12 protein-coding genes and 3 pseudogenes are annotated in these 13241 nt (G+C 40.8%); 5 read left to right on the top strand and 10 right to left on the bottom strand.

Features of this window, described 5'->3' with window-relative positions:
* Window positions 1-45 precede the first annotated feature (45 nt).
* Entirely contained in the window at window positions 46-381 is a 336-nt protein-coding gene (locus J5X96_RS06900; RefSeq protein ID WP_209362558.1) for an IS3 family transposase, read from the bottom strand.
* Window positions 382-658: 277 nt separating this feature from the next.
* On the opposite strand from J5X96_RS06900, the gene J5X96_RS06895 reads away from it, so the two are divergent.
* Window positions 659-2686, top strand: coding sequence for a BCCT family transporter (locus J5X96_RS06895; RefSeq protein ID WP_209362091.1), 2028 nt, complete (start codon window positions 659-661; stop codon window positions 2684-2686).
* Between the two features lie 78 nt (window positions 2687-2764).
* On the opposite strand, the gene J5X96_RS06890 is transcribed toward J5X96_RS06895, so the two are convergent.
* Together J5X96_RS06890 and J5X96_RS06885 are read right to left on the bottom strand one after the other, a co-directional pair.
* On the bottom strand, window positions 2765-3280 hold the full coding sequence (locus J5X96_RS06890) for an IS3 family transposase (RefSeq protein WP_209362556.1): 516 nt from the start codon (window positions 3278-3280) through the stop codon (window positions 2765-2767).
* Window positions 3281-3492: 212 nt separating this feature from the next.
* Window positions 3493-3666 (bottom strand): annotated as a pseudogene (locus tag J5X96_RS06885) (transposase); the annotation flags it as partial.
* 256 nt (window positions 3667-3922) lie between these two features.
* Between J5X96_RS06885 and J5X96_RS09785 the strand changes: the two are divergent.
* Window positions 3923-4081: pseudogene (locus J5X96_RS09785) on the top strand (IS200/IS605 family transposase); the annotation flags it as partial.
* A 112-nt stretch (window positions 4082-4193) separates the two neighbouring features.
* Here J5X96_RS09785 and J5X96_RS06880 read toward each other — a convergent pair.
* The 4 genes and pseudogenes from J5X96_RS06880 to J5X96_RS06865 all read right to left on the bottom strand — a co-directional run.
* Window positions 4194-4397: pseudogene (locus tag J5X96_RS06880) on the bottom strand (transposase); the annotation flags it as partial.
* Window positions 4398-4452: 55 nt separating this feature from the next.
* Window positions 4453-6408, bottom strand: coding sequence for a site-specific recombinase (locus J5X96_RS06875; RefSeq protein WP_209362552.1), 1956 nt, complete (start codon window positions 6406-6408; stop codon window positions 4453-4455).
* Between the two features lie 114 nt (window positions 6409-6522).
* Window positions 6523-7281: an IS3 family transposase gene (locus J5X96_RS06870; protein WP_256436789.1), complete on the bottom strand. Its 759-nt coding sequence runs from the start codon at window positions 7279-7281 to the stop codon at window positions 6523-6525.
* Entirely contained in the window at window positions 7278-7658 is a 381-nt protein-coding gene (locus tag J5X96_RS06865) for a transposase (protein ID WP_209362549.1), read from the bottom strand. The genes J5X96_RS06870 and J5X96_RS06865 overlap by 4 nt, the downstream gene beginning before the upstream one ends.
* A gap of 205 nt (window positions 7659-7863) precedes the next feature.
* Between J5X96_RS06865 and accD the strand changes: the two genes are divergently transcribed.
* Together accD and folC are read left to right on the top strand one after the other, a co-directional pair.
* Complete coding sequence (gene accD, locus J5X96_RS06860; RefSeq protein WP_209362547.1) at window positions 7864-8751, top strand: acetyl-CoA carboxylase, carboxyltransferase subunit beta; 888 nt, start codon at window positions 7864-7866, stop codon at window positions 8749-8751.
* A 2-nt stretch (window positions 8752-8753) separates the two neighbouring features.
* Window positions 8754-10112, top strand: coding sequence for a bifunctional tetrahydrofolate synthase/dihydrofolate synthase (gene folC / locus J5X96_RS06855; protein WP_209362545.1), 1359 nt, complete (start codon window positions 8754-8756; stop codon window positions 10110-10112).
* A 60-nt stretch (window positions 10113-10172) separates the two neighbouring features.
* Here the strand turns inward: folC and ttcA are convergent, their stop codons facing one another.
* Window positions 10173-11105 carry a tRNA 2-thiocytidine(32) synthetase TtcA gene (ttcA, locus tag J5X96_RS06850; RefSeq protein WP_245193456.1) on the bottom strand — a complete coding sequence of 311 codons (933 nt, stop codon included), beginning with the start codon at window positions 11103-11105 and terminating at the stop codon, window positions 10173-10175.
* A gap of 188 nt (window positions 11106-11293) precedes the next feature.
* On the opposite strand from ttcA, the gene J5X96_RS06845 reads away from it, so the two are divergent.
* Window positions 11294-11602 (top strand): HI1450 family dsDNA-mimic protein, encoded by a 309-nt coding sequence (locus J5X96_RS06845; protein WP_209362541.1) that lies wholly within the window; start codon window positions 11294-11296, stop codon window positions 11600-11602.
* A gap of 82 nt (window positions 11603-11684) precedes the next feature.
* Here the strand turns inward: J5X96_RS06845 and J5X96_RS06840 are convergent, their stop codons facing one another.
* Both J5X96_RS06840 and purR read right to left on the bottom strand, forming a co-directional pair.
* A complete protein-coding gene (locus J5X96_RS06840; protein WP_021615240.1) occupies window positions 11685-12221 on the bottom strand; it encodes an elongation factor P hydroxylase in 537 nt (178 codons plus the stop codon).
* 18 nt (window positions 12222-12239) lie between these two features.
* Window positions 12240-13241 carry an HTH-type transcriptional repressor PurR gene (purR, locus tag J5X96_RS06835; RefSeq protein WP_209362539.1) on the bottom strand — a complete coding sequence of 334 codons (1002 nt, stop codon included), beginning with the start codon at window positions 13239-13241 and terminating at the stop codon, window positions 12240-12242.

The following is a 13241-nucleotide window of genomic DNA, read 5'->3' as shown; positions in this document are numbered from 1 at the left end:
CTAGCGTAGCAAAATGATCTGCCCCCCAAAAGTTGGACAGGTTAGTTAACTTAAATATTGAGCTCGGTATTGCACCGGGCTCAATCCTTTTAAACTAAGTTTAGTTCGTTTTTGATTGTAATACACCAAATATTCTTCAATCTCAGCCTGTAATTCAGCGATTGAATGATAAGTCCGTGAGTAAAAACACGCTGATTTTAGTATCGCAAAAAAACTTTCAATCACCGTATTATCGTAGCAATTTTCTCGGCGACTCATACTTTGAACCGCTTTACCTTCCAACATCTTTACCCATTCTGCCGAGCCATACAATACGCCTTGGTCGCTATGAATAATCGGGCATTCTGTCGGTTTAATCCTACTAAGCCCTTGTTCTAACATCTTTTTTACCAATGAAAACTTCGGGCTTAACGATTTTTCTGGCCGCACTTTTTCTTTTACGCTATTTAAATTTTCGTTAATTTGAAAAAATAATGATATTTTGTTAGTATAAATTTCGCATTTGGAAACAGTTCACTCAAATCCTACTGAGCGTTTCCTTCAAAATCGCACTTCTCCGTGCTGTCATTTGCGATGGTTCCATCGCTCATTTTGGTCTTAAGACCTTATTTTATTTAATCTGATTTATTTTTATTCACTTGATTTTTAAGGAGAAAGCTTGTCTTTATCTAAATTTATAGAAAAACAAACGTCGTTCAATCCTTTAGTGATTGGTGCAACGTTATTTTTTGTGGTGTTACTTGTTGCGATGATTTTAATCGCACCGGAACAAACACAAACTTTATTAAATGCCGCCAAATCGGGTATTTTTGCCAACTTTAGTTGGTTTTACGTCTTAGCATTCTCAGTATTTTTGGGCTTTTTAGTCATTTTATCGGTCAGTAGCCTAGGTAATATCAAACTGGGTAATGATGAAGAAGAGCCTGAATTCGGTTTTCTCTCTTGGTTAGCGATGTTATTTGCTGCCGGTATGGGGGTGGGGTTGATGTTTTTTGGTGTGGCAGAGCCCTTAACACATTACTTATCTGACATTACTACGGGCACAGCAGAGCATAAACAACAAGAAGCCTTGTTACACACCTTATTCCATTGGGGAATTCATGCCTGGGCGGTGTATGGCACGATTGCGTTGGCATTAGCTTACTTTGGATTCCGTTACAAATTACCTTTGGCATTACGTTCTTGTTTCTATCCGTTATTGAAAGAGCGTATTAATGGCAAGTTAGGTGATCTTATCGACATTATGGCGTTACTTGCCACCTTATTTGGTGTTATCACGACATTAGGTTTTGGTGCATCACAATTGGGTGCAGGCTTACATCAATTAGGCTGGATTAGTGAAAATAGCTTCAGCTTGCAAGTTGTCGTAATTGCCGTGGTAATGAGTTTAGCGATATTTTCCGCGATTTCCGGTGTAGGGAAAGGGGTAAAAATCTTAAGTGAGCTGAATTTAACACTCGCTTTCTGTTTGTTGATTTTCGTCTTAGTGACGGGGCCAACACTTTATTTGTTATCCGCTTTTAGCGACAACATCGGAACCTACCTCAGCAACTTGGTACAATTAAGCTTCAAAACCTATGTTTATGAACAAGAACATACTGGCTGGTTTAGCGGTTGGACAATTCTGTATTGGGCATGGTGGTGTTCTTGGGCGCCATTTGTCGGTTTATTTATTGCTCGTATTTCGAAAGGGCGTACAATTCGTGAATTTATTTTCGGCGTGTTGGTGATTCCTAGCATGTTCGGTATCTTGTGGTTTACCGTATTTGGTAATACAGCCATTTGGTTGAATGATGGTGAAGCTGCAGGTACGTTAGGGCAAATGATTTCTTCGCCTGAAACGTTGCTCTTTAAGTTCTTAGATTATTTACCGCTTTCTGGCGTGACGGGCTTAGTGAGCTTGGTGGTGATTTCTTTATTCTTTATCACCTCAGCAGACTCCGGTATTTATGTATTAAATAACATTGCATCACGCGATAAAAGCCTTGCAGCACCTCGTTGGCAGGCCGTGATGTGGGGCATATTAATGTCAGTTGTCGCCATTGTTTTGATGCAATCAGGCGGTTTGGCTAATCTACAGGCAATGACACTATTAGTGGCGTTACCTTTCGCCATGTTGATGTTGTTGATGTGTTTTAGTTTATGGAAAGGCTTGAATGCGGATAAAAAATATTTTGATACCAAAGTTAATCCAACCAGTATTTTCTGGACGGGGGATAAGTGGAAAGAACGTTTGGAACAAATGATGAACCAAACGCAAGAAAAAGATATTTTACGCTTCCTTAAACATACGGTATTACCGGCTATGCGTGAGCTACGCCAAGAATTAATTGGTAAATATGAATTGAGTGTACAAATTAACACGTTATTTGAACAAGATGAGCCTGCAGTGGAATTGGTCATTCAAAAAGAATCGATGCGAGACTTTATGTATGGGGTGAAATCTATCGGTCGTGAGGTGTCAGAGCAATTAATTAATGATGATAACTTGCCACATATCCAGCATAGTATGACTTATGAGCCATACACCTATTTCTTTGATGGACGAGTGGGTTATGATGTGCAATATATGGATCAAGATGAATTAATTGCCGATATGTTGAAACATTATGAACGTTATTTAAGTTTGCTAGATGATGTTGGTCAAGAATTGATGGCACACGAGCAAACAGAACTGGCTGAATAATAAGACTAAAGTGCGGTTGAAAATCCTCTAAATTTTTAACCGCGCTTTGATCTGCCCCCCTAAAGTTGGACAGGTTAGTTAACTTAAATATTCTTCAATTACAGCCTGTAATTCAGCGACTGAATGATAAGTCTGTGAGTAAAAACACGCTGATTTTAGTATCGCAAAAAAACTTTCAATCACCGCATTATCGTAGCAATTTCCTCGGCGGCTCATACTTTGAACCGCTTTACCTTCCAACATTTTCCCCCATTCCGCCGTGCCATACAATACACCTTGGTCACTATGAATAATCGGGCATTCTGTCGGTTTAAGCCGACTAAGCCCTTGTGCTAACATCTTTTTTACCAATGAAAACTTCGGGCGTGTCGCAAAGTTATAGGCAATAATTTCTCGGTTAGCCAAGTCCATCAACGGTGAAAAATAAAGCTTTTCTTGCCCAACATGAAATTCCGTTACATCCGTTACCCATTTTTGATTGAGTGCCGTTGCTGTAAAATCACGATTCAGCAAATTCGGGGCAATATGCGATGTTTTTCCACGTTTTCCATGTCTTTTCTTACGTAAAATGGAATGAATACCTAACCCATTCATTAGTCTTAACACCGTCTTATGATTCAAATGGAAACCCATTTAGCGTAATTTAAACGTCATGGGGCGATAACCATCTCGCTTTCTGTTCTTTTTATACAGCGATAAGATAGCCTCTTTTACCTCGTGATAATTTCGCTTAATCTCTTTATAGTAAAAGCTTGAACGAGGCATTTTAGCCACACGAAGTAAATCATTTAATGCGTAGTTTGGATTCAATCTTTCAATGATTTTTCTTTTTTCTGTCGTTGTTTTTGACGGTCGAGCGCCTCCAACTCCTTTAGGTAAGCGATCTCCGCACGCGCCAAGGCGAGTTCTCGTTGTAACTTTTTAAACGCTTTAGGGGAAAAGTCTGTTGTTTCCGGGATTTCAATGTCTTTCTTTTTCATTATAGCCAGGCAAAGTCTGGCTATAAAAACCATACGCTATGCGTATGGAGACAAATAGCTTAAGCGATGAACAGAAAAAAATCCTCGCTATATAATGAACAAGGCTGACAACTAAAATTCAACATATAGGAGGATTATTTACCCCTCGTAGCGTGCATCTTGATGCACGACCGAATCACGCACGGAACGTTATTTAACCCTTTCGGGCATTCACGATTTCGTGCAACAAGTTGCACGCTATAATTCACTAAAATAGAGATATGAAAATAGACATTTCCGAGTGAAAGGATTTTTTGTCAGCATCGTGGGCTTAAATACAAAAGTTATGAAGATCTATATAAGGAATCAAGAAAAAGAAGATATGGTTCAAGATAATTTATCAACGGAAGAACATATTGACCCCTTTAAGGGGTAGTCAAGGAAGTAATTAGACACGGTTGTCAGTTTTCACAACCCCCTTGAGGGGCTTGTGAAGTATAGGCCCTTATAGGGGAGCCTAAAAACCGCACGTTTTACGTGCGGATTGTTATTTTTGACTTCACTATTTTCGGTGTTTGAAGGGTTGTGTGAGGCGATTTTACGCCATCAATCCCTCTTTCCCGAAATGCTTTTAGCCAATAAATGACGAGAGCGTGGGAAATTTTATGAAGTTTAGCCACCTCACGGATACCATAATCCTGCTCGGTGACGAGTTTGATAATTTCTAAACGAAATTGATAAGAGTAAGACATAATCTGCACCTCAAAATAGGTGTCTAGATTTTGGGGTGCAGATCACTTAAGCCGATTATTTATCTAATTGAACAGGAAGAAATAAGCTTAATGGACGTTTTCTCACAATTTGACAAACTTCATGCCAAATTGCCCACCAGCTATCAATTTCCGTATTTAAAGAGCGCAGTGCGACCCAAAGTGTCAATGAAAAACTGACCATTAAATTCACTAAACCAATCAGCAACACAAAAGCAATGCATTGTAAAAAGAATGGATAGGCAAATTGTCCACTGACTGCACTATATCCTAAATTCGCTGATGAAAATGCAACATGACGAATATCTAACGGGAGATGAGTTAAATATCCCACTAAACCGGTAAGCCCAAGTAACATACCAAAACAGAAGTTACCAATAAGCGAACCATAATTCTCATGCATATAATTAGCAAATTTAACGCGAGACTTCTCAGACATCAATTTTTTTAATAACGGATGTTGTGCTAAACGCATGCGCATATTCAAATAATTGCTACGATTATCAAAATAGCCAGAAATAATTCCGGAGCAGAATAACCATACACCTGCAATAGCTGCGAACCATAAAGAACCATCTAAAGGATCAATACGGTGTAATTGATAGGCTATTTTCTCTGAATTCATCAATGGCTCACCTGTTTGATGTTGATAAACAAAAGCAATTAATGCCGCTAATCCCATAGCAACTACTACATTGCCTAAAACGGCCACGCTTTGGGAACGAAATACATCCACTAATAACTGGGCTAATTTCATATTTAATGTTTTGCCTTGTGGATTTTTCTCTACTGCCTCAGCAAAACGAGCAGCTGTCATGGCTGGCTGTTTGGTTGCAACCGTGAAATGCAACATAAAGATCACCATAAAACCGAAGCCGTAATTTAAACCTTCGGCAAGACCTTTCCAGACTTTATCATCAATAATGCTGCCTAAATAGGTTTTAAATAGCGCCATCAGTGCAATTAATACACCACCACCTGCCGCAGAATAAAACATTGCCCAGTACTCTTTTTTATCTCGCGTAATGTAATGCTCGCCATGATCGCCCGCATTTTGGGTAATGCTACGTGAAATTAATCTTGAGCTTTGTTTCCATAATCGGGTGATGCTATGTTTTTCTGCTGCTGCGCGGGCAAAACAGCCGGTTAATAACAATATTCGTCGTGGCAAATAGCGATTTGAAACAAAAATCGCCATCAAGGTTTCTAATCGTTCTAAAGTCTGGGAAAGACGTTCTAATAAATACGCTGTATTTAAGGAAGACCCCACTACTGCCCCACGTTTCTGTAAGCCAATAATCAATGCCTTACATTGATCAAACATTACCTGTAAATGGCTATCATCAAAATCTATTGATTGGCGACGCGCCGCTACCCAATCAACCACCTCATGGTGTAAAGCAACAAAAGGTGAATCAGCATTTAACAGAGAGGGTTCCATTCGCATCAGCTCAGGATCCATATCTTCAGCTGCAATCCAAATTGAAAGCATCTCTATGGCAAATAGCCCTTCACTTTCAATATGATTTTTTAAACGTTCCCGATCTTTTTGTTCTGTATAACGGGTTAAAACGCCAAATATGCCTCGCCACGTTTTTAAGGGGACGGCATCAATCCAGCGTGCATCATTTTTATCGCTAAACAATAAATAAAAAATATCACGTAAATCATTAATATCTTTAAAAGACGGGTTAAAACGCTCATAAATACGCGTTTTCATTTCTTGCCCAAAACCGCCACGCGTAAGAATACCACTACTAATAAACAACGGGTAAAGGCGTAAACCACATAACCAACCACATAATAATTTCGAAACAGAACAGCCTAATTCTTTGTTGTTTTTTAAGATAAACTTAAATAAATGTAAGGTTGGAGAAATTTTTTCTGTGGGGCTATTACGTAATAATTGGCACAGCCCTTCCACAAGACCAAAGGCATCATTTTCCTCGACTTTATTACGCAAAAATTGCGGTAAGGTATCGATTTTAATCATGAGCTTCCCCCTCATATCGTTTATATTCAAAAGCGTGACATTATACAGCGCTATTGGATAAAGTAAAAATTAGCGGAAAAAGCGATCTGTCCCCCAAAAAGTTGGACAGGTTAGTTAACTTAAATATTCTTCAATTTCAGCCTGTAATTCAGCGATTGAATGATAGCTCCGTGAGTAAAAACACTCGGATTTTAATATCGCCAAAAAGCTTTCAACCACCGCATTATCGTAGCAATTTCCTCGGCGACTCATACTTTGAACCGCTTTACCTTCCAACATTTTCACCCATTCCACCGTGCCATACAATACACCTTGGTCGCTATGAATAATCGGGCATTCTGTCGGTTTAAGCCGACTAAGCCCTTGTTCTAACATCTTTTTTACCAATGAAAACTTCGGGCGTGTTGAAAAGTTATAGGCAATAATTTCTCGGCTAGCCAAGTCCATCAACGGTGAAAAATAAAGCTTTTCTTGCCCAACATGAAATTCTGTTACATCCGTTACATCCGTTACATCCGTTACATCCGTTACCCATTTCTGATTGAGTGCCGTTGCTGTAAAATCACGATTCAGAAAATTCGGGGCAATATGCGATGTTTTTCCACGTTTTCCATGTCTTTTTTTGCGTAAAATGGAATGAATACCTAACTCGTTCATCAGCTTTAACACCGTTTTATGATTCAAATTAAAACCCATTTGGCGTAATTTAAACGTCATGGGGTGATAACCATCTCGGTTTTTGTTCTTTTTATACAGCGATAAGATAGCCTCTTTTACCTCGTGATAATTTCGCTTAATCTCTTTATAGTAAAAGCTTGAGCGAGGCATTTTAGCCACATGAAGTAAATCATTTAACGCGTGGTCTGGCTTCAATCATTCAATGAGTTTTCTTTTTTCTGCCGTTGTTTTTGACGGTCGAGCGCCTCCAACTCCTTTAGGTAGGCAATCTCCGCACGAGCCAAGGCGAGCTCTCGTTGTAACTTTTTAAACGCTTTAGGTGAAAAGTCTGTTGTTTCCGGGATTTCAATGTCTTTCTTTTTCATCTTCATCTTTGGCTTCACTATTTTCGGGGTTTGAAGGTTTGTATAAGGCGATTTTACGCCATCAAGCCCTCTTTCCCGAAATGCTTTTAGCCAATAAATGACGAGAGCGTGGGAAATTTTATGAAGTTTAGCCACCTCACGGATACCATAATCCTGTTCGGTGACGAGTTTGATAATTTCTAAACGAAATTGATAAGAGTAGGACATAATCTGCACCTCAAAATAGGTGTCCAGATTTTGGGGTGCAGATCAAAGTGCGGTCAGTTTTTCTAACGTTTTTATCAGATAAAAATACTCGGGAAAATGACCGCACTTGATGACTAATCAGATCAGTATAAATTGCTATAAAATTTTTTAAAATTATGGTCTAATAGCCCACAATTTTTTGTTAATCAAGAGAAAAAGGTTAAATATGAGCTGGATTGATAGAATTTTTAGTAAAAGCACTTCGTCTTCTTCCCGCAAGGCCAATGTGCCTGAAGGCGTGTGGACAAAATGTACCTCATGCGAACAGGTGTTATATCGTGAAGAATTAAAACGTCATTTGGAAGTTTGCCCAAAATGCGGACACCATATGCGTATTGATGCGCGCGAGCGTTTATTGGGCTTATTGGATCAAGACAGCGTACAAGAATTAGCGGCAGAGTTAGAACCGAAAGATATCTTGAAATTCAAAGACTTAAAGAAATATAAAGATCGTATTAGCGCCGCTCAGAAAGATACCGGCGAAAAAGATGCCTTAATTGCATTTTACGGTACGTTATACAATATGCCGATTGTGGCTGCAGCCTCTAACTTTAGCTTTATGGGCGGCTCCATGGGGTCTGTGGTAGGGGCGAAATTTGTCAAAGCGGCAGAAAAAGCCATTGAAGAAAATTGCCCGTTTGTCTGTTTCTCCGCCAGTGGTGGTGCACGTATGCAGGAAGCCCTGTTCTCTCTGATGCAAATGGCAAAAACCAGCGCCGTGTTGGCTAAAATGCGTGAAAAAGGCGTGCCATTCATTTCCGTATTAACGGATCCAACGCTAGGTGGTGTTTCTGCCAGTTTCGCAATGTTGGGCGATATCAACATTGCCGAACCAAAAGCATTAATCGGTTTTGCCGGTCCACGTGTTATTGAACAAACCGTGCGTGAAAAATTGCCGGAAGGTTTCCAACGCAGTGAATTTTTATTGGAAAAAGGCGCAATCGACATGATCGTAAAACGTGCAGATATGCGTAATACCTTGGCGAGTTTGGTCAGCAAATTGATGAATAAGCCATCTCCTTTTGTGGAAAGCGAATTAATCACAGAAGAATAAATATGAACACAATTTTAAAAGCCACTTCGCCACTCGACGAGTGGCTTTCTTATTTGGAAAACAGTCATTTTAAAGCGATTGATTTAGGGCTGGAACGCATTAAATCTGTCGCCCAAGAATTGGATTTGCTCACGCCGGCACCTTTCGTGATTACCGTGGGCGGTACAAATGGAAAAGGTACCACTTGTCGTTTGTTAGAAACCATTTTATTGAATGCGGGTTATCGTGTTGGCGTCTATTCTTCACCGCATTTGTTACGTTATAACGAACGTGTTCGTATTCAGAATCAAGAGTTGGATGATGCACAGCACACGGCGTCTTTTGCCTATATCGAACAAAACAAAACGCAATCATTAACGTATTTTGAATTCAGCACCTTGTCTGCGTTACATTTGTTTAAACAGGCAAAATTGGATGTAGTGATTTTAGAAGTGGGGCTTGGCGGCCGCTTGGATGCCACGAATATCGTGGACAATGATATGGCGGTCATTACCAGTATCGATATTGATCACACGGATTTTCTCGGTTCTACACGCGAACAAATCGGATTTGAAAAAGCAGGTATTTTCCGCGCTAATAAACCGGCGATTATCGGCGAGCCTAACATTCCACAAACCATGTTGGCGCATGCGGAAACGTTAGGTTGTCAATTATTTTGTCGTCATCTTGATTGGGACTTTAGTCAACAAGAACTAGGTTGGACATGGCAAACCACGCGTGAAGACGAAAAAGTGCGGTGGGATTTGCTCGCGGATTTACCGTTTTGCCACATTCCGTTAGCCAATGCCGCAACTGCATTGGCGGCGGTGCAAAAATTGCCGTTTGAGATTTCTCTTGAAACCGTGAAAAAGTCGTTGCTTGAGGTGGAGCTCACCGGGCGTTTTCAAACCATGAAACCGGAAAGCTTAACGCATTTGGCGCAAATGGTTGATCGCGAAGTGGAAGACCTACCGCGTATGATTATTGATGTGGGGCATAATCCGCACGCAGCACGTTATTTAGCGGAAAAACTGAGCGCACTTAAAGCCCAATCTCAGGGAAAACTGGTTGCCGTTTGCGGGATTTTAAAAGACAAAGATGCGGTCGGTGTGTTGACGCCATTACTTCCACTGGTGGATGAATGGCATTGCGTCACGTTAGGGGGATATCGCGGGCAAGAGGGGAAAGCATTATTGCTCACCTTGCGACAAGTTGCCGAACAACAGCATTTGACGGTGCAGGGCAGCAGTGCCGATTCTGTGGCAGAAGGCGTGAAAAGTGCGGTGGAAATGGCGAATAAAAATGATACCGTGCTGGTCTTTGGCTCTTTTCATACCGTAGGTGAGTTTTTGACATTCAGTCAGCCATCAAGGTCGATATAAACAAAAATAGCACTGAGAAGCATATCAGTGCTATTTTTTTGCGTTTGTTTGATAGTGTTTTTATTTGACTTCTTTAAAGGCAATCATACCTTGTTCACTGAAATCAGCTTGATCGTCATCGTCAAATGTCATCGGGGTGATCTTTTCTTCATCAAATGCCGTGTCCCCTTCGATGCTATCAAATAACTGCCCCTGTTTTATCCCTTTAAAATCAAAGCATTTCGGATCACATAAATGTGAAAGGGTAATGTTTTGCATGGCGCTAAACATGGTTTCTAAACGGCCCGGATATTGGCGATCCCACGTATTTAGCATTTCTTTGACGACTTGACGTTGTAAGTTAGGTTGAGAGCCACAGAGATTGCAAGGAATAATCGGGAACGCTTTCGCGGTGGCATATTTTTCAATGTCTTTCTCTTTGCAATACGCCAGCGGACGAATCACAATGTGCTTGCCATCATCAGAAATCAATTTAGGTGGCATGGATTTTAATTTTCCGCCGTAGAACATATTGAGAAACAGTGTTGCCAACATATCATCACGATGATGTCCTAAGGCGATTTTAGTTGCACCTAATTCGGTCGCCGTACGGTATAAAATTCCACGGCGTAAACGCGAGCAAAGCGAGCAGGTGGTTTTACCTTCGGGGATTTTTTCTTTCACGATGCCGTAGGTATTTTCTTCAACAATTTTGTAATCCACACCGATTTTTTGTAAATATGTCGGCAGAACGTGTTCCGGAAAGCCCGGTTGTTTTTGGTCTAAATTCACCGCCACGATCTCGAAATTGACCGGTGCGTTTTGTTGTAGATTGAGCAAAATATCCAATAGGGTATAGCTGTCTTTGCCGCCGGAAAGGCACACCATCACTTTATCGCCTTTCTCGATCATATTGAAATCGGCAATGGCGTTGCCGACGTTACGGCGCAGGCGTTTTTGTAATTTATTGAAATTGTAATTTTGTTTTTTTTCGATTGAGTTTGCTGTATTCATTGTGTTTATTCGGTTATCTGGAAAGCGGCTCATTATATACGAAGCCTTAAGGTTTGTATAAATGAATTAAAACGATCTTAAAACACACCGCACTTGGTGTGAGAAATTAAGAAAACGACCGGTCTTGGGGCAGAATATGCTATGATTCCCCTCAATTTTATTAATGAAACTGAAATAGGACTGAACGAATGAAACTTGATCCTGATATGGCCATTGACATGGCTTACGATATTTTCCTTGAAATGGCACCAGAGAATCTTTCTCCGGCAGATATTCTGTTGTTTAACCTTCAATTTGAAGAGCGAGGTGCGGTTGAATTTGTTGAAACGGCAGATAATTGGGAAGAGGAAATCGGGGTTTTAATTGATCCTGAGGCTTATGCGGAAGTGTGGATTGGGTTGGTGAATGAGCAAGATGTGATGGATGACGTTTTTGCCAAATTCCTGATTTCTCATGAAGAAAAGGATCGCCAGTATCATATTATCTGGAAAGAATAATGGAAAAAAACACCGCACTTTTAGGCTTCAGAAAAGAAAGAATACGTAAAAGTGCGGTTAAAAATGAGAGAGAATCACTGAGTTAGATTTTGGTGACATCAAATTTGGCTAGGTCAATGGTATCTTCCGTACCATAGAATTTCGCCAGCGCCTGACGGAGTGTTTCGGCACGTTTCGGTAAGCCTGCTGAGGCATAATGTTGCACTTGTCGATAAACGGCGAGTTTAAACGGTTGGGTGTCGCCGGGCTGACCATTGAGATTATCCGAGCTTGCAAAATAACGAAAATTTGCCGCGGTAGCAAGAATCCATTCTAAGGCTTGTGGTTTGACTTCAACCTGCTCAAATAATCGTTGCTGTTCTTCCGTTCTGCCATCGGGTTCGTACCAATAGCCAAAATCCTCCAATTTGCGGCGTTCTTTTCCGGCGACTAACCAATGAGCAATTTCGTGTAGTCCGCTACTATAAAAACCGCGAGCAAAATAGATGGCATTATAGGGGCAAGTGTCATTTGCCGGCACATATAAGGGTTCATCGCCACCTTTAACCAATTTCGTGTTGTATTCTTGTTCAAAACATTGATTAAAAATCGCGATTAAATCGTTAATGTCATGTTCCATGCCTGTCTCCCAAAAGCTTTACGAGATTTTTTTCACTGATTTGCGAACGACCAGTTCGGGGTGGATTTCAATCGTTTCCCTCTGTTCAGATTTGTGGTTAATGCGTTCAAATAACAAATTGACCGCCTGAACGCCTAAGCGGGATTTGGATTGGTGAATCGTTGTGAGCGGTGGTGCATAAAAACGGGAGGCGTGAATATTATCATAGCCAATGATTGAAATATCATCCGGCACACGCAAGCCTTTTTCGCCAATAGCGGAAATTGCGCCTAATGCCATCACGTCATTGCAACAAAATACGGCTGTTGGCAAGGTGTCTTGCCGTAAAATTTTGTTCATGCATTCATAGCCGTCTTCCGGTTCAAAAAAACCTTCCATCACCCAATTGGGGTTGATGGTTAATCCGGCTTCTTGCATGGCGTGCACAAAGCCTTCGTAACGGGTTTTTGCTGTGGTTTTGGAGAGTTCACCGGCAATAATCCCAATGTGTTTATGACCATTTTCAATAAGATGTTGAGTGGCTAAATAACCGCCATTAAAACTGTTGTCTTGAATGATATCCGTATCAACATTCGGGCCCCAATCCATGACAACCATTGGAATGGTTTCAAAGTTAGTTAATATATTCAAGGAATCCGGCAAATACTCCGAACACATCACTAAAATGCCATCCACTCGTTTTTGAGCAAGCATATCCAAATGATTGCGGATTTTTTCTGCGTTATTTTGCGTGTTGCACAGAAAGAGCGAATACCCTTGGCGGTAGCAATGTTCTTCTACGGCGTGAATAATTTCCGCAAAATAAGGCGTTTCGCTGGTGGTAACAATCATCCCGATGGATTTCGTGGTATTAATTTTTAGGCTACGCGCCACCGCGCTTGGCGAATAATTGAGATCTTTAATGGCTTGTAAGACTAATTTCTCGGTATCCTCTGCAACAAAGCGAGTTTTGTTGATCACGTGCGAGACGGTGGTGGTGGAAACGCCGGCCATTTTGGCGACATCTTTGATCGTTGCCAT

The sequence above is a fragment of the Aggregatibacter sp. 2125159857 genome, from assembly GCF_017798005.1.
Lineage (GTDB): Bacteria > Pseudomonadota > Gammaproteobacteria > Enterobacterales > Pasteurellaceae > Aggregatibacter.
The sequence above is the reverse complement of the archived record's forward strand: the minus strand, read 5'-3'. Positions and strand labels throughout refer to the sequence as shown.